This window comes from Pseudomonas sp. W15Feb34, from assembly GCF_023127765.1.
GTDB classification, from domain to species: domain Bacteria; phylum Pseudomonadota; class Gammaproteobacteria; order Pseudomonadales; family Pseudomonadaceae; genus Aquipseudomonas; species Aquipseudomonas synxantha_A.
In genome coordinates this window covers 147,676-167,959 of record NZ_SPKN01000037.1, presented here as the reverse complement: position 1 = coordinate 167,959, position 20,284 = coordinate 147,676, and the positions used below count along the sequence as shown (strand labels likewise).

Here is a 20,284-nt window from a genome sequence, read left to right as displayed (position 1 = left end):
TCATCATTTTGTACAATCGGTCATAGTATCCACAGCGCCGCTCAGTGCCCCCTTCAAAGACGCTGTGATCGTCAGTAGGTCATCCTCGTCGAGCCACCAACCACACGGCACACCTATTATATGCTGCTGAAGAAAATCGGTATTCGGCAGATATTGCGGCGCCGCGTCAAACCCGCTGTAGGTGTCGTTTCTTTGATGAATACTTGAAACCATGACTCCGGACTGCTTGAGCCGGCGAATCACTTCATCTCTTTTTTCAACAAAAAACAGCAATACCCAATAGGCGGATTGGTCACCCTCTAACACAGGCACAGGTGTCAAACCGTCAATATCTCTGGTTAACCCCAGCAACGCTTGGGCATTAGCCTGTGTGGCGGCCTGCCGAGACTGCAAGGATGCCATCTGAGCATATCCCAAAGCCGCGCACATATTATTCAGCGTCATGCTCCAGCCAATTTCCGGCACATCCGAGCTGCTATTTATCTCACCAATAGCTGATCGGAAAGTGCTGAAGTCGATACCAAAGCGCCGTAACTTGCGCGCTCTATTCGCCATATCAATACTTCGGCATGCTAGCGCGCCACCTTCAGTGGTATTGATCTGTCGGTTTGGATAAAACGAATAAATGGCAAAGTCACCGTAAGCGCCAACCGGTAACGAAGCGTGCGTCGCTGACACAGCGTTATCACAATCTTCTATCAAGACAATATTATGTTTCTTGCATATTTCTGCTATTTTACGGGCTGGCCCAGGATAGCCAGCAACATGATACAAAATAACCGCTCTAGTCTTAGCCGTGATCTTCGACTCGAGGTCTGCAACGTCCATGGTAACCGAGCGCGGACTGACATCCACCCAGACAGGAACCGCTCTGCTCTGTGCAATCGCCGAGTTGGTGGAGAGACACGCAAACGCCGTGGTGAGTACCTCGTCTCCATCTTTTACACCAGCCAAATGCAGGGCGAGGTATAAAGCCGTCGTCATATCAATGGTGGAAACTACGTGGGGTAAGCCGGTAATTTTTTCCATCTCGGACTCAAACTTTGCCACCCACTCTCCGCCCGCGATTCTTCCGGAGCGTAAAACTTCCACAGCAGCTTGCTCCATTTCAGGGAGCACGACTGAGTTATACAGAGGAACGTTGTTAGGCATAGTCAAATCTCTAATCAGCCGCGTTTCAAGGCCGTAACAATTTTCTCACGATCCTCATCCGAGACCCACCAACCGCAGGGCACATGAATCAATTTTTTATAAAAAGCATCCAATTGTGGCATCGGCCTCACGAACTCTTTGAATACCGAATGAAAGTGATTGGGACGGTGCAGCTTCGACGCCATTACGCGCTCTTCAGCCAAGATACGCTCAACATCATCCGAGTCATCCGCTAGCAGCGTGTAAAGCCAGTAGGCAGACTGTGCGTTGGCTTCATACTTAGCTGGCTGGAGTCCAGGGATACCCTGTAATGCCTGATCCAGGTATTGGCCGTTAGCTTGATGCCGCTTCAATAGCGGCGTTATATATTCAAGTTGCTTGAGCCCGATAACGGCCGCCACGTTATGCATGTTGTATTTGTAACCCACGCGCGTGATATCGACTTCGGTGCGAGGCACGCCCTTGGCCAATCCAAACCAACGCAAGCGACGTGCCTCTTGAATTTTTGCAGCATCCTTCACCACCAAGGCACCGCCGTCCACGGTGGTCATGTGCTTGATCGCTTGAAAGGAGAAGATCGAATAATCACCAATTGTCCCAATGGACTGATTTCCATAAGACGCTCCCAGTGCATGGGCGCAATCTTCGATCAGAGACAGTCCGTGACGATCGGCTATGGATCGCAGCTCATTCAACCGCGCAGGATATCCGGCGTAATGGACAACACAAATAGCTTTTGTACTCTCTGTAATCAGGGCTTCCACTGCCGAGGGATCAAGGTTACCTGTCAGGCTGTCAACGTCTGCAAAAATTGGCTTGGCACCCATTTGCAGAATTGTCGTATTCGTCGGCTCAGCTGTCATAGAGGTGGTGATGACCTCATCTCCAGGCTCGATGCCGCTAAGCAGCATAGCCAAGTGCAAGGCTGCAGTACCGCTGCTCGTAGCCACTACATTCTGGAGACCAAACAATTGCGCAAATGCCGCTTCGAATTGATAAACAAACTCGCCCTCGCCAATCATTCCGCTATAGAGCACCGCTTCCAAGGCGGGCATCAGTACCTCTTTAGGAGGCATCGCGACCTTAACGATAGGTAACATTGGAAGACTACTAGACATTAATTTAGATCCGATCAATAAGTTTAATAGGGTGCACTGTCGAGGGACGGTTTGTTAACCACTTGATCATTCGAACCGCTCCAGGCACAAGATCAACTTTGAAGCCTCTTTTAGTCAATTCCGCCATTAACGTACTTTGTGCGCAGACATTGATGATCCAAGGCTCTGCCATAACAACCTGGATCAAACTCGCCACCTGCGAGTCCTCCCCTTGCCACTCAGCCAAGGTTACGCGATCTGCCCCGCCTAAAAGAATCAACTCAGCGCCTTCACTTTTAATCCGTTGCCCATATAAAGCAAACGGCGGAAGACCACGTTCTCGATCATGTGTATCCGAGCCAGGCCAGTCGCTCGTTACGTACTCAATGTCGACAGCACACTTGTTAGTGAGATAGATCGACCCTGTTGATTCTTGCTCGTCAAAACGGAAGCCATGCCGCTCGTAGATGCCTGGCTTCTGAGTCCAGAGCACCAACGCGGATAGGCCATTATGCATAGCATGGTCCATAGCAGCGGACATCAGTTCAACACTCAAGCCTGCTCCCCTCCACTCTTCATGTACGCAGACTAACCCGATCAACCCTACCGGCTCGCCATTGGGTAGCTCAATTGCCCTGATAATCAGAGCGGCTATGGCAGACTCAAGATTGGAGGGATCTCTGATTTCAAGGCAAGTCACTTCCTGATCATTTTCTAACCAGGGAAAATGAACCTGCAAGCTCACCCCGCGGCCACGAGAAAAAAAGAAAACCTCCCAGAATAGCGCTCGGGCAGCCTCGGACGTCCCAGCACACGCAATTACATCAGACATTATGAGTGCCCGACCCATGCTCAGTGGCGCTCGGCCACTCCACAAGCGTCGCCAGCCAGATAAACTTCAAAGGCACCAAATTCGACACCATTCTTGCTCCCTCAAAAACTGCTTAGAGAATCCCCCTGACCACCCTCAATGTTTAACCACCAAGAGTGATAGCAAGCGGTATCCAATTTTGAACCAACGCTCAGTGTAGCGGGTGAAAAAATCAGTCAAATTTACTGATCGGGTGCCCTTTGATGGAAGTTTAAACAGGAGCCGACCGAAACCTGCACAAGAGACGGTGCCAGGCCAGCAAGCGTACAGCGCGCCCGAAACAGAGCAAAATGCCATGACCTGCCTGTCGGGTTGGATACGACGCGAACTAGCGAGTTCCGAAAACAAACCAAAAAGTCGTTCTCATCCTCACAATTGCTCAGTGACTTTAATGCCTGGCATCATCCGCCCTCCACCCTACAGGCGCTTACGGCATTATTTTTCTCGGCCCGCAATCGACAATTGCGCGTCTGCGAGTGAGGTGGACGCACGCAGTCGATTCCGCGAGTCACTCCCGGCTGCTTTGAAAAGATAACTGCCCAACGCTACTGCCAATCCTAACAGGAGGCCAAGGACCAGGCCCGCAAGAATGATCAGGGTCTTTTTAGGCCGAATTGGCGCCAAAGGCTCCAATGCTCGCTTATCCACCGTCACCAGCTTGAGCCGGCTAATGTCGATACTGAGTGCGGACAGGCGGGCCTCTTCGGCCCTGAGAGATTCCACACCACCCAGAAAGATGTCTTCGTTATCGCGCCGGCCCAATACTTCTGCCTCGCGGTTAGCCTGCAGCAGTTGAAGCTCTTTTGCGATCTGGGCAATTCGCCCGTCGGTAAAATCATCAGACCTACGCTGCGCCAACGCTGAGCGCTCAGCCTCAAGGGCCTCGACACCCATGAAGTACAAAGGAATCTGCTGATTATTGATTTCAGTACGCATGGTCCCAGTCAAACTGGCTCGATCCGAGTCGCCAAGCGATGAGGGCGTAGTAGGCTTGCGGATCCCGAGTGACTTGGCGATGCCGATCGCCTCCGTAAGCTGCGCGATACGATCCCCACGCAACGCCTTTAGCTGCGCACGCAAAGCCTTGAGCTCATCCTGCAATTGCGCTCGGCGCAAATTATCAGACTCTCGCAATGCCGCAATTTTGGCCTCTTTTCCAATTTGATAACTGGAACGAGCAGCCTCCAACTTGCCCTTGAGCTCACTCAAGCGATTTTTAACGATTACATTCAGATCGCCAGCAATTTGGTCTCGCTCAGTGGCGATGGCGTAATCAACAAACCCGTTGATAATCGCGACACCATCAACCCCCTGCGGGTAGGTCATCTCAATGCCAATAAAGGGACTGAGAGTATCTATCTTTCTTGGATCAGTGAGAATAAGCCGAATGGAATTGCGATTAAATTCTTCGAAACTTTGCTCCAACGTTCTGCCTGGGCGCTCAAACGCTTGAAAGAGCTTTGGATTGGAACGAAAAAAACCCAACCTGGTGTCGTAGGATTCCAGAGAAGCCCCCACCCTGATGAGCGCTGCACTAGGTGGCAGTTGATAAATTTCCGAGCGATTCAGCGCGTCGAGTTCGTTGATCGCAGCAGGTCGCAGCACGCTGCTGACCTCATACTCCGGAACCACTGAATAGGCATAAAAGCCAGCCAGCAACCCAAAAACGATGGACGTAGCTAAAATTAATTTCTTATGCAGCCAGGCAGCACGCAAGATTTGAGCAAGATCAATTTCGCCGGACGATGGTGCCGGCGGGACGCGGAAACTACTACTCACAACAAAAACCTGCCTTCAAAGAGAAACTGCGGGCTCGTTATGCAAAACAGATTGTGTATTTTCTTATTTTAATTGGATTATCGTCAAAACCCTGCGTCTCTGCCGAATTTCGAGCGCACAAAATGCCTGTTATCGAGAACAGATTCCATTTTGCCATCTCTCAGACATTTTACAAGTCTTGACATGTATGTAGGGCGATTCTGAGTTTTCCAAGGAACTATCGCAATCTACGGGGCTGCGCCAATAGGCACCCGCAGCGATTCATAATCCTTGAAGGGCATGAGATTTCTGACAAGCGGTCACGATCACCGCTTATCCAATCCCCGCCTAAGACAATCAAGCAATCGACTTATTCTGACGCCTACGCAGAAACACTCCCAACACTGGACCAATCAACATCCCAACAATCAAAGCCACCACCACAAACACCGCCACCGGCATCTGCGCAGTACTCCACCCCAGGAACGACAGCGCCACACCCTGCTGGTTCTCCAGCACAAATGCCAAGACCACCAACGCCGCAAGCACTGCAATCAATACCGCAACAACGCGCTTTACCCCACGCATACCCTTCTCCTTCCCCAAAAACACTCAGACGCCTTCTTCCTCTTCTTCGTTCACCCGGTCACGCAATTCCTTGCCCGGTTTGAAGTGGGGTACGAATTTGCCATCGAGGCTGACGGATTGGCCGGTTTTTGGGTTGCGGCCTACGCGCGGTGCGCGGTAGTGCAGTGAGAAACTGCCGAAGCCACGGATTTCGATGCGGTCTCCGGTGGCGAGGCATTGGGACATTTGCTCAAGCATGGTCTTGATAGCCAGCTCCACATCCTTGGATGAGAGCAGCCCTTGATGGGTGACAATTCGTTCGATCAACTCCGACTTCGTCATATTTTTCCCTTCTTTTTCAAGCAGCTAGGAAAAGCGCTTCGAAGGTTTTAGCATGACTTGATGAATTTGAACAGCCCATGTGTAAACTTATCTGCCGACCGCATAAACGCCTTCAGCCACCCTACCGTTACTCATTTACAGATCACCAACATCGTCCGCGTAACTGCGCCAGCCGGGTTCCAGCCGAACAGGTAGTCACCCTCTTCATCCTCTGCATCACTGGAGCGAGTGATGACTTTGTAGCCCTGCATCTTGCACTCACGGGCAGCACGCTTCTCGCACTTCTCCCATTTATTACCCAAGCCGGAACAGTCGATCTCGATGCCACTGACACCTCGCTTGGCGTGCGTCTTGGCGCTGGTGGAGGAGCAGCCGGCAAGCACTGCCAATGCAAGTATTACGATAATCCTGTTCATTCAAACCCTTATTGAGTCAGCAACGCGAAATAGCCGTTTCAAAGACTATAGTCAGTTCTGACATTGGGCTGAACGCCTTCGTTCGATGCAGTTGCTTCATCAAATTTCAGGCGCAAAAAAGGGCGACCGAAGTCGCCCTTTTTCAACAGCTTTACAGAACTTAGTTCTGCTTGGCCATTGCCTGGCGCAGCAGTGCCGCCATGGTGGTGTCAGCAGCAGCTTCCGGAGCAGCTTCTTTCAAGCTCTGGATAGCTTCTTTCTCTTCCACTTCGTCTTTCGACTTGATGGAGAGTTGGATCACGCGGCTCTTGCGATCAACGCTGATGATCTTGGCTTCTACTTCCTGGCCTTCTTTCAGAACGTTGCGCGCGTCTTCAACGCGGTCACGGCTGATTTCGGAGGCTTTCAGAGTCGCTTCGATATCGTCGGCCAGAGTGATGATGGCGCCTTTAGCGTCAACTTCTTTCACAGTGCCTTTAACGATGGCGCCTTTGTCGTTCTCTTGAACGTACTCGGAGAACGGATCGCTTTCCAGTTGTTTGATACCCAGGGAGATGCGCTCGCGCTCTGGGTCAACCGACAGGATAACGGTGTCCAGCTCGTCGCCCTTCTTGAAACGACGAACAGCTTCTTCGCCAACTTCGTTCCAGGAGATGTCGGACAGGTGAACCAGGCCGTCGATGCCGCCGTCCAGACCAATGAAGATACCGAAATCGGTGATCGACTTGATGGTGCCGGAGATTTTATCGCCCTTGTTGAACTGGCCAGAGAAATCTTCCCATGGGTTAGATTTGCACTGCTTGATGCCCAGGGAGATACGACGACGCTCTTCGTCGATGTCCAGAACCATAACTTCCACTTCGTCGCCGACTTGTACGACTTTCGAAGGGTGGATGTTCTTGTTGGTCCAGTCCATTTCGGAAACGTGTACCAGGCCTTCCACGCCTTCTTCCAGCTCTGCGAAGCAGCCGTAGTCGGTCAGGTTGGTAACACGCGCGGTTACGCGAGTGCTTTCTGGGTAACGAGCCTTGATAGCAACCCATGGATCTTCGCCCAGCTGCTTCAAGCCCAGGGAAACGCGGTTACGCTCACGATCGTATTTCAGAACCTTGACATCGATCTCGTCGCCAACGTTGACGATTTCGGAAGGATGCTTGATACGCTTCCAAGCCATGTCGGTAATGTGCAGCAGGCCATCGACGCCACCCAGATCGACGAATGCGCCGTAATCGGTGAGGTTCTTGACGATACCTTTGACTTGTTGGCCTTCCTGCAGGGATTCCAGCAGAGCTTCACGCTCGGCGGAGTTCTCTGCTTCCAGCACGCTGCGACGGGAAACGACAACGTTGTTGCGCTTCTGGTCGAGCTTGATGACTTTGAATTCGAGTTCTTTGCCTTCCAGGTGCGTGGTGTCGCGCACAGGACGAACGTCGACCAAAGAACCTGGCAGGAACGCACGGATGCCGTTAACGTCGACAGTGAAGCCGCCTTTAACCTTACCGTTGATAACGCCCTTGACCACTTCTTCAGCTGCGAAGGCTGCTTCGAGAACAATCCAGCATTCAGCGCGCTTGGCTTTTTCACGGGACAGCTTGGTTTCACCGAAACCGTCTTCAACCGAGTCCAGAGCAACGTGAACTTCGTCACCGACATTGATAGTCAGGTCACCAGCATCGTTGTAGAACTGTTCCAGCGGGATCAGAGCTTCAGACTTCAGACCAGCGTGAACGGTTACCCAGCGAGCTTGGTAATCGATATCAACGATAACACCGGTGATGATGGAGCCTGCCTGAAGGTTCAGGGTTTTTAGGCTTTCTTCAAAGAGTTCCGCAAAGCTTTCGCTCATTTTAATTCCTGTTGATAAGGGCGAAGAATACGCCCATCTCCACACCCCAGACGGTGTGGGTCAGTTTCAGTTAAAAGAAGCCACCGCAGGACTATGACTGGTCCCCTGCGGCCTTCTTGATCACCCGGCGATATCGCGAATGGCGATTTCACTCATGATGCGTTCCAGCACCTGCTCGATGGACAACTCCGTGGAATCCAGCTGTATGGCGTCAGCCGCCGGCTTGAGCGGGGCTACCGCACGCTGGGTATCACGCTCATCGCGTGCACGGATCTCATCTAGCAGACTCGACAGACTAACACCATCGACTTTGCCCTTCAACTGCAAGTAGCGGCGGCGCGCTCGTTCCTCGGCACTGGCCGTGAGGAATATCTTCAACGGCGCCTCGGGAAACACCACCGTGCCCATGTCACGGCCGTCGGCCACCAGGCCCGGCGGCTCCTGGAACGCACGCTGGCGCTGCAGCAAAGCCTCACGAACCGCCGGCAAAGCAGCCACTTGGGAGGCGCCGGCACCGATGCTCTCGGTACGAATCACATCACTGACTTCGTCGCCTTCCAGAATGATGCGCTGCAGTTGACCGTCGGTCGCCGCGATGAACTGCACGTCCAGATGGGCGGCAATTTTCGTCAGTAACTCTTCGTTGGTCAGGTCGACACCATGGTTGCGCGCCGCGAATGCCAACAGGCGGTACAGCGCGCCGGAATCGAGCAGGCACCAGCCCAGGCGCTTGGCCAGGATGCCGGCGATGGTGCCTTTGCCCGAGCCGCTTGGCCCGTCGATGGTAATCACCGGTGCTTTGATATTCACAATTGAGCCTCTTGGGCAACACGAATGCCGACGTGGGCACACAGTGTAAGAAAGTTCGGAAAAGACGTAGCAACATTGGCGCAGTCACGAATACGAATCGGCGCCGCTGCCTGCAGGGAGGCCACGCTGAACGCCATGGCAATGCGGTGATCGCCATGGGCATGCACTTCGCCACCGCCTATCGGGCCACCGTCAATGATAATCCCATCAGGCGTGGGTTGGCACTTCACACCCAGGGCCAGCAGACCGTCGGCCATAACCTGGATACGGTCCGATTCCTTGAGCCGCAGCTCCTCGGCACCGCGTAATACGGTGCGCCCCTCGGCGCAGGCAGCGACGACAAACAATACGGGAAACTCATCGATCGCCAACGGCACCAACGCCACTGGAATCTCGATACCCTTCAAGACAGCTGCCCGGACACGCAAGTCCGCAACAGGCTCGCCACCTACCTCACGCGGATTTTCAAGGCTGATATCAGCCCCCATCAGCCGCAGGATATCGATCACGCCGGTGCGGGTAGGATTGACGCCGACATGCTCAAGCAGCAACTCCGAACCCTGGGCAATCGAGGCCGCCACCAGAAAAAACGCCGCAGACGAAATATCCCCAGGCACTTCAATGTGGGCAGCCGTCAACCGATGACCCGACTCCACCGACGCCGTCGCGCCCTCCACCGCCACCGGATAACCAAAGCCACGCAACATGCGCTCGGTATGATCGCGGGTCGGCGCAGGCTCGGTGACTGCGGTTTTACCTTGTGCATACAGGCCCGCCAGCAACAGGCAGGATTTAACCTGCGCACTGGCCATCGGCAACGCGTAAGTCAGGCCCTTGAGCGTCTGCCCACCACGAATGGTCAGCGGCGGACGCCCTTCAGGACCGGTCTCGATCACCGCGCCCATTTCCCGCAGCGGCTTGGCCACGCGACTCATCGGGCGCCTGGACAGCGATGCATCACCGGTCAGGACGCTATCGAAGCTTTGCGCCGCAAGCAGACCCGCCAACAGGCGCATCGATGTACCGGAGTTACCCAGGTAGATCGGTCCTGGCGCTGCCTTCAAGCCGTGCAGGCCAACCCCATGAATAGTCACTCGCCCATGGTGCGGGCCCTCGATCACCACGCCCATGTCGCGAAACGCCTGCAAGGTCGCCAGGGCATCTTCGCCTTCAAGGAAACCGTCGACCTCCGTTACGCCGTCAGCCAATGAACCCAGCATGATCGATCGATGGGAGATCGACTTGTCACCTGGCACCCGAATGCATCCGCTCAAGCGGCCACCCGGATTGGCGATAAAAGTCAGCTCATCGGCGTTCACTGCAGTTTCCATATAGGCCCGGCGCGCCAGGATCTTGCTGAAATGCTCTCGCGCCATCCGCGCCCGGGTGAACACACCCAGTAACTGATGGCCATCACCCGCATCCACCGCATCGCGCAAGGCGTCGAGGTCACTGCGGAACGTGTCCAGGGTGCGCAACACCGCTTCGCGATTGGCGAGAAAGATGTCATGCCACATCACCGGGTCACTGCCGGCAATCCGCGTGAAATCGCGAAAACCACCGGCGGCGTAACGGAAAATCTCGAGGTTTTCGTTGCGCTTGGCCAACGAATCCACCAAGCCGAATGCAAGCAGATGGGGAAGATGGCTGGTCGCGGCCAACACTTCATCGTGGCGCTCGACCTGCATATGCTCCACATCCGCGCCCAGCTCGCGCCAGAGCCGATCCACCACGGCCAACGCCGCCGGATCAGTCTGCGCCAGCGGCGTCAGGATCACCTTATGCCGACGGAACAACTGCGCATTGGACGCTTCCACCCCGCTCTGCTCGGAACCGGCAATCGGATGGCCCGGCACAAAGCGCGGCGGCATAGCACCAAACGCCAATTGTGCCGCGCGCACCACATTGCCTTTGGCGCTGCCGACGTCCGTGAGGATCGCCTGCCCCAAGTCCATGCCAGCCAATACGGCGAGCAATTTCTCCATGGCCAGGATCGGCACCGCAAGCTGGATCACGTCCGCGCCCTGGCAAGCGATTGCCAGGTCCGCTTCACAGCGATCCACGACACCCAACTCCACCGCCAGCTTGCGCGATTGCGGGTCAAGGTCCACGCCGACTACTTCGCCACACAGCCCGCTGTCCCGCAGGCCCTTGGCGAACGAACCACCGATCAACCCCAGGCCGACCACCACCAGGCGACCGATCATAGGCACAGCAGGTTGCAATGCAGTGACATCAACCACGGGCCAGAACCTTGGCCAACGCCTCCAGGAAGCGGCTGTTCTCGGCCGGCAAACCAATGGTGATACGCAGGTGGTTCGGCATACCGTAGTTGGCCACCGGACGCACGATCACGCCTTCGCGCAACAAGCCCTGAAATACCGGTGCAGCCTCTTGGCCGAGGTCGACGCAGATGAAGTTGCCCTTGGACGGAATCCAGCCCAGGCCCAACTCGCGAAAGCCGTCCTGCAACTGCAACATGCCGCTTTCGTTAAGGCGGCGCCCTTCTTCCAGGTATTGGGCATCCTTCACCGCCGCACACGCAGCCGCCAGGGCCAGGCTGTTGACGTTGAACGGTTGGCGTACGCGGTTCAGCACATCGGCCACTACCGCTGTGGACAGGCCGTAGCCAACCCGCAACGACGCCAGGCCATAAGCCTTGGAGAAGGTGCGCGACACCAGCAGGTTCGGGTAGGCCGCGAGGAAATCCAGGCCGTCGGGCAGGTCGCCGCCTTCGGCGTACTCGATGTAGGCTTCGTCCAGCACAACCAGCACATGCTCCGGCACGTTCTGCAGGAACTCGTTCAGGGCCTGCGCATCGAACCAGGTGCCGGTCGGGTTGTTCGGGTTAGCGATAAACACCACGCGGGTTTGCGCATCGATCGCTGCCAGCATCGCCGGCAGGTCGTGGCCCCAGTTCTTGGCAGGAATGACGCGCGCATCAGCCCCTACGGCCTGGGTCACGATCGGGTAGACCGCAAATGCATGCTCACTGAACACCGCATTCAAACCGGGCGCCAGGTAGGCACGCCCGACCAGTTCAAGAATGTCGTTGGAACCATTGCCCAGGGTCACCTGATTGAGCTCGACCCGGCATTTTTCTGCCAGCAGGGACTTGAGGGCAAAGCCATTGCCGTCGGGATAACGGGTCAGCTCGGCAAGCTCCTCCCGAATCGCCGCCAATACTTTGGGGCTCGGACCCAGCGGGTTTTCGTTACTCGCCAGCTTGACGATCCTGGACGGGTCCAGATTCAACTCACGGGCCAGTTCGTCCACAGGCTTGCCTGGAACGTAAGGCGAGAGTTGTTGCACGCCCGGCTGAGCCAGGGCGAGGAAGTTGCCACTCATGTCAAAGCCTCACAAAACCGCTTTCGGGTAGGAGCCCAGCACTTTGAGTGCCACGGCTTCCTGACTGATCTTCTCCAGCACGCCCTTGACCAGCGGGTCGCGGTGGTGGCCGATGAAGTCGATAAAGAACACGTAGGTCCATTTACCGCTGCGCGAAGGACGAGTCTCGATGCGCGTCAGGTCAATCCCGTTGTCGTGGAATGGCACCAGCAGCTCATGCAACGCGCCGGGCTTGTTGCTCATGGAAACGATGATCGAAGTCTTGTCGTCGCCGGTTGGCGGCACTTCCTGGCTGCCGATCATCAAGAAGCGCGTGGAGTTGTCCGGGCGGTCCTCGATTTTCTCGGCCAAGCGTGTCAGCCCGTAGAGGCCCGCAGCCATATCGCCGGCAATCGCCGCCGAGTTCCACTCACCCTTGACCCGCTTGGCCGCTTCGGCGTTGCTGGACACCGCCACGCGCTCAACATTCGGGTAATGGGCGTCCAGCCACTTGCGGCACTGGGCCAGGGACTGAGCGTGAGAGTAGATACGGCTGATGCTGTCGGTCTTGGTGTTCTCGCCCACCAGCAGGTGGTGGTGAATACGCAACTCGACTTCGCCACAGATCACCATGTCGTGCTCGAGGAAGCTGTCCAGCGTGTGGTTGACCGCGCCTTCAGTGGAGTTTTCCACCGGCACCACGCCAAAATTCACCGCGCCGGCCGCCACTTCGCGGAACACTTCGTCGATGGCCGCCATCGGCTTGCTGATCACCGCGTGCCCGAAGTGCTTCATGGCCGCCGCCTGGGTGAAAGTGCCTTCGGGGCCCAGGTAGGCCACTTTCAGCGGCTGCTCAAGGGCAAGGCACGAAGACATGATTTCACGGAACAACCGCGCCATCTCCTCATTGCCCAGCGGCCCCTTGTTGCGCTCCATCACGCGCTTTAGCACCTGGGCTTCGCGCTCAGGCCGGTAGAACACCGGCACTTCGCCTTCCGCCAGGGACGCCATTTTCACCCGAGCCACTTCCTGGGCGCAGCGCGCGCGCTCACTGATCAGCTCCAGAACTTTCTCGTCCAGGCTGTCAATGCGTACGCGCAGGGCTTTGAGTTCTTGCTCAGACATTAGCCGTGTTCCTTTTCGAACTCTGCCATGTAGGCAACCAGCGCGTTGATGGCGTGGATGTCGACAGCGTTATAAATGGAGGCGCGCATACCACCGACCGAGCGGTGGCCCTTGAGGTTCAGCAAGCCACGCTCGTCGGCGCCGGCCAGAAACGGCTTGTCCAGACGATCATCGGCCAGGCGGAACGGCACGTTCATCCACGAGCGGTCGGTAAGGTTGATCGGGTTGCTGTACAGGCCGCTGGCGTCGATGAAGTCGTACAGGGTGCGCTTCTTCTCTTCGTTGCGCTTGCCCATCGCAGCCACACCGCCCTGCTCCTTGAGCCATTCGAAGACCAGGCCGGACAGGTACCAGGCAAACGCCGGCGGGGTGTTGTACATCGAGCCGTTATCGGCCGCGACCTTGTAGTTGAGCATGGTCGGGCACAGCGAACGGGCGCGGCCGAGCAGGTCTTCGCGGATGATATTGACCAGGATGCCGCTCGGGCCGATGTTCTTTTGCGCACCGGCGTAGATCATGCCGTACCGGGACACGTCGATCGGGCGCGAGAGGATGTCCGAGGACATGTCGCACACCAGCGGAACGTCACCGACTTCAGGCACCCAATCAAATTCCAGGCCACCGATGGTTTCGTTCGCGACGTAGTGAACGTAGGCCGCGTCCTTCGTCAGCTTCCACTCGTTCTGACCTGGAATGGCGAAGTAGTCGTAGGGCTTGGCGGTACCGGCCACATTGACGTGACCGTAGCGCGAGGCCTCTTCAATGGCTTTCTGACCCCAGATACCGGTGTCGATATAGTCGGCAGTGCCCTCTTCGGGCAACAGGTTCAGTGGGATCTGAGCGAACTGCTGGCTCGCGCCGCCTTGCAGGAACAACACTTTGTAGTCGGAGGGGATGTCCAGCAAGTCGCGCAAGTCCTGCTCGGCCTTGGTGGCGATGGACACGAACTCATCGCTGCGATGGCTCATTTCCATCACGGAGAGGCCTTTTCCATGCCAGTCGAGGAGTTCACCCTGCGCACGCTGCAGGACTGCTTCAGGAAGCGCCGCGGGACCGGCACAGAAGTTATAGGCTCTCTTGCTCACATCCAATCTCACTCTGATCTGGTGGGGCTGCAATCATGTTCGGCAACACCCTTTGTTTGAAGCCAACCCGTGTGGGAGCTGGCTTGCCTGCGATACAGGCACCTCGGTAGTTCCAGTGATACCGCGGTGATGCTATCGCAGGCAAGCCAGCTCCCACATGGACCGCGTCCAGGCAAAGGACGTGTATTTTTCAAAGGGGACAAACAACAAGGGGGCGAATCTTCATCCGCCCCCTGTGTGTCCGCTTATTCCTGCGGTTCTTCTTCGTCTGCGGCAGCATCGAGGGTTGGCTCGTCGACGTTGTCATCGCCGGCTGCGATCACCTCGCCGTCGAACTCCTCGCCTTCCAGCTCTTCACCTTCAACTTCCGAAGGCTCCTGCACACGCTCCAGGCCGACCAGTTTTTCATCCTTGGCCAGCTTGATCAGGGTCACGCCCTGGGTATTACGGCCCAGGCTCGACACTTCAGCCACACGGGTACGCACCAGCGTCCCCTGGTCGGAAATCAGCATGATCTCCTCGCCATCAAGCACCTGTACCGCGCCAACCAGGCGGCCGTTGCGGTCGTTGCTGACCATGGCGATCACGCCCTGGCCGCCACGCTTGTACTCCGGGAACTCGCTGATGGCAGTGCGCTTGCCATAGCCACGCTCGGAAGCGGTGAGGATCTGGCTGCCTTCTTCCGGGATCAGCATCGAAATCAGCTTCTGCCCTTCCGGCAGGCGCATACCACGTACACCGCGGGCGGTACGGCCCATCGCGCGCACGTCGGATTCCTTGAAGCGCGTAACCTTGCCGCCATCGGAGAACAGCATGACTTCGCGCTCACCATCGGTAATGGCGGCGGAAATCAGTACGTCACCTTCATCCAGCTCCAGGGCGATCAGGCCCACGCTGCGTTGACGGCTGAAGGATTCCAGCGGGGTCTTCTTCACGGTGCCCTTGGCGGTAGCCATGAAGATGAAGTGACCTTCGGTGTATTCCTCGACCGGCAGCATGGTGGTGATGTATTCATCACTGTCCAGCGGCAGCAGGTTGACCAATGGGCGACCACGGGCAGCACGGGAAGCTTCCGGGATTTCGTAGGTTTTGAGCCAGTACACCTTGCCCTTGCTGGAGAACAGCAGCAGCGTGGTGTGGCTGTTGGCGACCAGCAGGTGAGCGATGTAGTCCTCATCCTTGACGCCGGTAGCCGATTTACCTTTACCGCCACGACGCTGGGCCTGATACGCAGCCAACGGCTGGGTCTTGGCATAGCCACCGTGGGAGATGGTCACGACGCGCTCTTCTTCCGGGATCATGTCACCCAGGGTCAGGTCCAGGCGCGCATCGAGGATTTCGGTGCGGCGCACGTCGCCGTACTCGGCGCGGATCACTTCCAGTTCTTCGCGGATCACTTCCATCAGGCGCACGGCGCTGCTGAGGATGCGGATCAACTCGCCGATCTGGTTGAGGATCTCCTGGTACTCGGCAAGCAGCTTCTCGTGCTCAAGACCGGTCAGGCGATGCAGGCGCAGTTCCAGGATGGCCTGGGCCTGCTCCGGCGACAGGAAGTACTTGCCTTCGCGCAGGCCGTATTGCGGGTCCAGGGTTTCCGGACGGCAAGAATCGGCGCCTGCGCGCTCAACCATGGCCACCACGGCACTGGATTCCCAAGGCGTGCTGATCAACGCTTCCTTGGCTTCCGACGGGGTTGGCGAGGCCTTGATCAGGGCGATCACCGGGTCGATGTTCGACAACGCAACGGCCTGGCCTTCCAGGATGTGGCCGCGCTCGCGAGCCTTGCGCAGTTCGAACACGGTACGGCGGGTGACCACTTCGCGACGGTGACGTACGAAGGCTTCCAGCAGGTCCTTGAGGTTCAGGATGCGTGGGCGGCCGTCGATCAGTGCAACCACGTTGATACCAAACACGCTTTGCAGCTGGGTCTGGGCGTAGAGGTTGTTGAGGATCACCTCAGGCACTTCGCCACGACGCAGTTCGATCACCACGCGCATACCGTCTTTGTCGGACTCGTCGCGCAGTTCGGTAATGCCTTCGAGCTTCTTCTCTTTAACCAGCTCGGCGATCTTCTCGATCAGACGCGCCTTGTTCAACTGGTACGGGAGTTCGGTGATGACGATCTGCTGGCGGCCACCGACCTTGTCGATGTCTTCGATCATCGAACGGGCACGCATGTAAATGCGCCCGCGACCGGTGCGGTAGGCTTCGATGATGCCGGCGCGACCGTTGATGATCGCGGCGGTCGGGAAGTCCGGGCCGGGGATGTACTGCATCAGCTCATCGACAGTCAGCTCGGGGTTGTCGATGAGGGCCAGGCAACCATCGATGACTTCACCGAGGTTGTGCGGCGGGATGTTGGTGGCCATGCCCACGGCGATACCGCTGGAGCCGTTGACCAGCAGGTTGGGGATCTTGGTGGGCATGACGGCCGGGATCATTTCGGTGCCGTCGTAGTTCGGCACCCAGTCCACGGTTTCTTTATGCAGGTCGGCCAGCAGCTCGTGCGCCAGCTTGGTCATGCGCACTTCGGTGTATCGCATGGCCGCGGCGTTGTCGCCGTCGACCGAACCGAAGTTGCCCTGGCCGTCTACCAGCAGGTAGCGCAGGGAAAACGGCTGGGCCATCCGAACGATGGTGTCGTACACCGCAGTGTCGCCGTGAGGGTGATACTTACCGATCACGTCACCGACAACACGGGCAGATTTCTTGTACGGCTTGTTCCAGTCGTTACCCAGCTCGCTCATCGCGAACAGCACACGCCGGTGCACGGGCTTCAAGCCATCGCGCGCATCAGGCAGTGCCCGACCGACAATTACGCTCATCGCGTAGTCGAGGTAGGACTGTTTCAGCTCGTCTTCGATATTGACCGGGAGGATTTCTTTGGCCAGTTCGCCCATGAGAAGCCTGATTCCTTTTTCGGGTGAAACCTCGTCACATCCATTCGGGACGAACGAAGCTCGCCGCTGCCGGCACGGTGCCTGACAACGACTTACGACAAATCAACGAGTTATGACACGGATCTGCGCGTTATGAGCAACCCCTCGGGGCAGCCCTGGAAACCGCCGGATGTTATCACAATCGCCGCCACGCACCTATCCCCCTGATGCGCATGGAGGCTAGTAATTTGACGGATGACAGGCTTGAAGGGGACGAGAGGGGCTCAGAGGTGGGGTGATGCTGTTTTTTGAGGATGGATCCGAGGGTTTTATTGACTTTCGGGCCCAATCGGGGGCAAGCCCCCTCCCACACTTGAATTGTGAACACAGTCAAAATGTGGGAGGGGGGCTTGCCCCCGATTGCTATTTCACAGACACCACTGTCCTCAATGCAGCCGCTTACGGCACATCAACCTGGCCAATTTGGCAGTATCCGGCCGCTCGACCACGCCTTTCTCAGTCACGATCACATCAATCAGGTCGGCCGGGGTCACATCAAATACCGGATTAAACGCATCCACCTCCAGGCGCTGCCCCATGACGTCCAGCAGCTCAGCGGGATCGCGCGCCTCCAGTGCAACATCATCGCCAGTAGCCATCATCAAATCGAGCGTCGAACTCGACGCCACCACCATAAAGCGCACGCCATGGTGCATGGCACAGACGGCCAGCTGATAAGTGCCGATCTTGCTGATCACGTCGCCATTGGCGGCAATACAGTCAGCACCGACCACCACCCAGGTCACGCCTTTGGTCTTGAGGATATGCGCCCCGGCGGAGTCGGCATTCACCGTCACCGGGATGCCCTCGCCCGCCAACTCCCACGCCGTCAGGCGCGAGCCTTGCAGCCATGGACGGGTTTCGTTGACATAGACCTGCTCGACCAGCCCCTCCAGGAACGCCGCGCGAATCACGCCGTGGGCCGTGCCGACACCGCCCGTGGCCAATGCACCGGCGTTGCCATGGGTGAGGATCGCCTGGGCGTTGCCCTGGTGCTTGCGAATCCGCTCCATACCCAACTGGGCCATGACCACATTGGCCTCCCGGTCGCTTTCATGGATCACAATGGCCTGGGCTTCCAGCACGGCAACCGGGTCGGCGTGCTGCTTGAGGCGGTCCAGGCAGTCGCGCATATTCTTGAGTGCCCAGAACAGATTCGACCCGGTCGGGCGGCTATCGGCCAGCAGCGCGTAGTGTTCTTCCCACGCTGCCTGCCAGTCGCCACCCTCGGCAATGCGCTCACGGGCAGCCAGCACCAGGCCATAGGCGGCACTGATGCCGATGGCTACTGAGCCCCGCACCACCATCGAACGAATGGCCTCGGCCACCGCCGCGACGGTATGGCAGGCCACCCAGCTCTCCCGGGACGGCAACACGCGCTGATCGAGCAGGTACAGCGCGCCGTCACGCCAATCGATGGCCTTCACTTTCTCTGCAGCCAACAGTCGGTCGCGCATCCCTTACCCCGCACTCATGAACAAAAGCCGCGGATTATAGCGATCCGCCAGCCAGGACGCTCGGGTATACTTCGCCCTTCTTTTATAGCTGCCTGGGAAGAAGCCTGCGATGACCTCCACTGCCGCCCCGCTCGACGTGTTGCTCTTGCCGACCTGGCTGGTACCGGTCGAACCTGCCGGCGTGGTGCTCAAAGAGCATGGTCTGGGCATCCGCGATGGGCGCATTGCCTTTATCGGCCCACGGGCCGCCGCATTGAAGCTGGCGGCCAATGAGGTGCGCGAACTGCCCGGCATGTTGCTCAGCCCCGGCTTGATCAACGCCCACGGCCATGCGGCAATGAGCCTGTTCCGTGGCTTGGCCGATGACCTGCCGTTGATGACCTGGCTGGAAAAACACATCTGGCCGGCCGAAGCCAAATGGGTCGATGAAGCCTTTGTGCGCGACGGCACCAACCTGGCCATCGCCGAACAGATCAAGGGCGGCATCACCTGCTTCTCCGACATGTACTTCTTCCCCAAGGTCGCCAGCGATTGCGTGCACAATAGCGGTATGCGCGCGCAGATCGCCATGCCGATCCTCGACTTCCCGATTCCCGGCGCCAGCACTGCCGACGAGGCGCTTCGCCAGGGCATCGAGCTGTTCGGCGACCTCAAGCACCACCCGCGCATCAAGATCACCTTCGGCCCTCACGCGCCCTACACCGTGTGCGACGCCAACCTGGAAAAGATCCGGGTGATCGCCGAAGAGCTGGACGCCGCGATCCATATGCATGTGCATGAAACCGCCTTTGAAGTACAACAAGCCGTGGAGCAGACCGGCGAGCGGCCATTGGCGCGCCTGGGTCGCCTCGGCTTGCTCGGGCCGCGCTTCCAGGCCGTTCACATGACCCAAATCAGCGAAGAAGACTTGGCTTTGCTGGTAGAAAGCAACACCAGCATCATCCATTGCCCGGAATCGAACCTGAAACTGGCCAGCGGCTTTTGCCCGGTTGAGCGCTTGTGGCAGGCTGGGGTCAATGTGGCCATCGGCACCGACGGCGCCGCCAGCAACAATGACCTGGACCTGCTGGGCGAAACCCGTACCGCCGCGATGCTGGCCAAGGCCGTCGCCGGCTCGGCCACCGCCCTGGACGCCCACCGTGCCCTGCGCATGGCAACGCTCAACGGTGCACGGGCCATGGGCCTGGAAAGCGAGATTGGCTCGCTGGAAGTCGGCAAGGCCGCAGATATAGTCGCCTTCGATCTGTCGGGGCTGGCGCAACAACCGATCTACGATCCGGTCTCACAGCTTATATATGCCACCGGACGCGATTGCGTGAAACACCTTTGGGTCGCCGGCAAGCCATTGCTCGACGACCGGCAATTGACCCGCATGGATGAACAACAGTTGACCGCCACGGCCATTGCCTGGGGCCAACGCATCAGCGGGCACAGCGAATGAAGGCGCTGAGCCCATGCGCTCGGCACCCACTCACCGATTTTTCAGATTTAG

At 57.5% G+C, this 20,284-nt stretch carries 16 protein-coding genes; 1 reads left to right on the top strand and 15 read right to left on the bottom strand.

Features of this window, described 5'->3' with window-relative positions; all coding sequences use genetic code 11:
* Nucleotides 1–3: 3 nt before the first annotated feature.
* The 15 genes from E4O97_RS18350 to mtnA all read right to left on the bottom strand — a co-directional run bounded on the left by E4O97_RS18350 (nt 4) and on the right by mtnA (nt 18,792).
* The gene (locus E4O97_RS18350; protein ID WP_248161897.1) at nt 4–1,152 is read right to left on the bottom strand and encodes a DegT/DnrJ/EryC1/StrS family aminotransferase; all 1,149 of its coding nucleotides are present in this window, start codon (nt 1,150–1,152) and stop codon (nt 4–6) included.
* 14 nt (nt 1,153–1,166) lie between these two features.
* Nucleotides 1,167–2,207: a DegT/DnrJ/EryC1/StrS family aminotransferase gene (locus tag E4O97_RS18345; protein ID WP_206362127.1), complete on the bottom strand. Its 1,041-nt coding sequence runs from the start codon at nt 2,205–2,207 to the stop codon at nt 1,167–1,169.
* A 67-nt stretch (nt 2,208–2,274) separates the two neighbouring features.
* Nucleotides 2,275–3,081 carry a GNAT family N-acetyltransferase gene (locus E4O97_RS18340; RefSeq protein ID WP_187432753.1) on the bottom strand — a complete coding sequence of 269 codons (807 nt, stop codon included), beginning with the start codon at nt 3,079–3,081 and terminating at the stop codon, nt 2,275–2,277.
* 474 nt (nt 3,082–3,555) lie between these two features.
* Nucleotides 3,556–4,899 carry a Wzz/FepE/Etk N-terminal domain-containing protein gene (locus E4O97_RS18335; RefSeq protein WP_148852327.1) on the bottom strand — a complete coding sequence of 448 codons (1,344 nt, stop codon included), beginning with the start codon at nt 4,897–4,899 and terminating at the stop codon, nt 3,556–3,558.
* A 336-nt stretch (nt 4,900–5,235) separates the two neighbouring features.
* Complete coding sequence (locus E4O97_RS18330; RefSeq protein WP_078820664.1) at nt 5,236–5,466, bottom strand: LapA family protein; 231 nt, start codon at nt 5,464–5,466, stop codon at nt 5,236–5,238.
* A 24-nt stretch (nt 5,467–5,490) separates the two neighbouring features.
* Nucleotides 5,491–5,787, bottom strand: coding sequence for an integration host factor subunit beta (ihfB, locus tag E4O97_RS18325; protein WP_003189779.1), 297 nt, complete (start codon nt 5,785–5,787; stop codon nt 5,491–5,493).
* 131 nt (nt 5,788–5,918) lie between these two features.
* Nucleotides 5,919–6,203: a lipoprotein gene (locus tag E4O97_RS18320; RefSeq protein WP_032877175.1), complete on the bottom strand. Its 285-nt coding sequence runs from the start codon at nt 6,201–6,203 to the stop codon at nt 5,919–5,921.
* Nucleotides 6,204–6,363: 160 nt separating this feature from the next.
* Nucleotides 6,364–8,049 carry a 30S ribosomal protein S1 gene (gene rpsA, locus E4O97_RS18315; protein WP_005786304.1) on the bottom strand — a complete coding sequence of 562 codons (1,686 nt, stop codon included), beginning with the start codon at nt 8,047–8,049 and terminating at the stop codon, nt 6,364–6,366.
* A 120-nt stretch (nt 8,050–8,169) separates the two neighbouring features.
* Nucleotides 8,170–8,859 carry a (d)CMP kinase gene (cmk, locus tag E4O97_RS18310; RefSeq protein ID WP_005786302.1) on the bottom strand — a complete coding sequence of 230 codons (690 nt, stop codon included), beginning with the start codon at nt 8,857–8,859 and terminating at the stop codon, nt 8,170–8,172.
* On the bottom strand, nt 8,856–11,066 hold the full coding sequence (locus E4O97_RS18305; protein ID WP_248130593.1) for a bifunctional prephenate dehydrogenase/3-phosphoshikimate 1-carboxyvinyltransferase: 2,211 nt from the start codon (nt 11,064–11,066) through the stop codon (nt 8,856–8,858). Before E4O97_RS18305 ends, cmk begins: the two co-directional genes overlap by 4 nt.
* 28 nt (nt 11,067–11,094) lie before the next feature.
* Nucleotides 11,095–12,207: a histidinol-phosphate transaminase gene (gene hisC / locus E4O97_RS18300; protein ID WP_032877176.1), complete on the bottom strand. Its 1,113-nt coding sequence runs from the start codon at nt 12,205–12,207 to the stop codon at nt 11,095–11,097.
* Between the two features lie 9 nt (nt 12,208–12,216).
* On the bottom strand, nt 12,217–13,311 hold the full coding sequence (gene pheA, locus E4O97_RS18295) for a prephenate dehydratase (protein WP_003172650.1): 1,095 nt from the start codon (nt 13,309–13,311) through the stop codon (nt 12,217–12,219).
* Nucleotides 13,311–14,396 (bottom strand): 3-phosphoserine/phosphohydroxythreonine transaminase, encoded by a 1,086-nt coding sequence (serC, locus tag E4O97_RS18290; protein ID WP_032877177.1) that lies wholly within the window; start codon nt 14,394–14,396, stop codon nt 13,311–13,313. The genes pheA and serC overlap by 1 nt, the downstream gene beginning before the upstream one ends.
* Before the next feature lie 245 nt (nt 14,397–14,641).
* Nucleotides 14,642–17,296 (bottom strand): DNA gyrase subunit A, encoded by a 2,655-nt coding sequence (gene gyrA, locus E4O97_RS18285; RefSeq protein WP_005786294.1) that lies wholly within the window; start codon nt 17,294–17,296, stop codon nt 14,642–14,644.
* 425 nt (nt 17,297–17,721) lie between these two features.
* Nucleotides 17,722–18,792: an S-methyl-5-thioribose-1-phosphate isomerase gene (gene mtnA, locus E4O97_RS18280; protein ID WP_248161895.1), complete on the bottom strand. Its 1,071-nt coding sequence runs from the start codon at nt 18,790–18,792 to the stop codon at nt 17,722–17,724.
* Nucleotides 18,793–18,901: 109 nt separating this feature from the next.
* On the opposite strand from mtnA, the gene E4O97_RS18275 reads away from it, so the two are divergent.
* Nucleotides 18,902–20,233 carry a TRZ/ATZ family hydrolase gene (locus E4O97_RS18275; protein ID WP_248161893.1) on the top strand — a complete coding sequence of 444 codons (1,332 nt, stop codon included), beginning with the start codon at nt 18,902–18,904 and terminating at the stop codon, nt 20,231–20,233.
* Nucleotides 20,234–20,284: the final 51 nt, after the last annotated feature.

Excerpts from the sequence above, each read along its gene's own strand:
- hisC (WP_032877176.1), bottom strand. The coding sequence starts at position 12,207 with ATGAGTGGCAACTTCCTCGCCCTGGCTCAGCCGGGCGTGCAACAACTC.
- E4O97_RS18275 (WP_248161893.1), top strand. The coding sequence starts at position 18,902 with ATGACCTCCACTGCCGCCCCGCTCGACGTGTTGCTCTTGCCGACCTGG.
- E4O97_RS18330 (WP_078820664.1), bottom strand. The coding sequence starts at position 5,466 with ATGCGTGGGGTAAAGCGCGTTGTTGCGGTATTGATTGCAGTGCTTGCG.
- E4O97_RS18345 (WP_206362127.1), bottom strand. The coding sequence starts at position 2,207 with ATGCCCGCCTTGGAAGCGGTGCTCTATAGCGGAATGATTGGCGAGGGC.
- rpsA (WP_005786304.1), bottom strand. The coding sequence starts at position 8,049 with ATGAGCGAAAGCTTTGCGGAACTCTTTGAAGAAAGCCTAAAAACCCTG.
- ihfB (WP_003189779.1), bottom strand. The coding sequence starts at position 5,787 with ATGACGAAGTCGGAGTTGATCGAACGAATTGTCACCCATCAAGGGCTG.
- E4O97_RS18340 (WP_187432753.1), bottom strand. The coding sequence starts at position 3,081 with ATGTCTGATGTAATTGCGTGTGCTGGGACGTCCGAGGCTGCCCGAGCG.
- E4O97_RS18305 (WP_248130593.1), bottom strand. The coding sequence starts at position 11,066 with ATGATCGGTCGCCTGGTGGTGGTCGGCCTGGGGTTGATCGGTGGTTCG.
- E4O97_RS18320 (WP_032877175.1), bottom strand. The coding sequence starts at position 6,203 with ATGAACAGGATTATCGTAATACTTGCATTGGCAGTGCTTGCCGGCTGC.
- mtnA (WP_248161895.1), bottom strand. The coding sequence starts at position 18,792 with ATGCGCGACCGACTGTTGGCTGCAGAGAAAGTGAAGGCCATCGATTGG.
- pheA (WP_003172650.1), bottom strand. The coding sequence starts at position 13,311 with ATGTCTGAGCAAGAACTCAAAGCCCTGCGCGTACGCATTGACAGCCTG.
- gyrA (WP_005786294.1), bottom strand. The coding sequence starts at position 17,296 with ATGGGCGAACTGGCCAAAGAAATCCTCCCGGTCAATATCGAAGACGAG.
- E4O97_RS18350 (WP_248161897.1), bottom strand. The coding sequence starts at position 1,152 with ATGCCTAACAACGTTCCTCTGTATAACTCAGTCGTGCTCCCTGAAATG.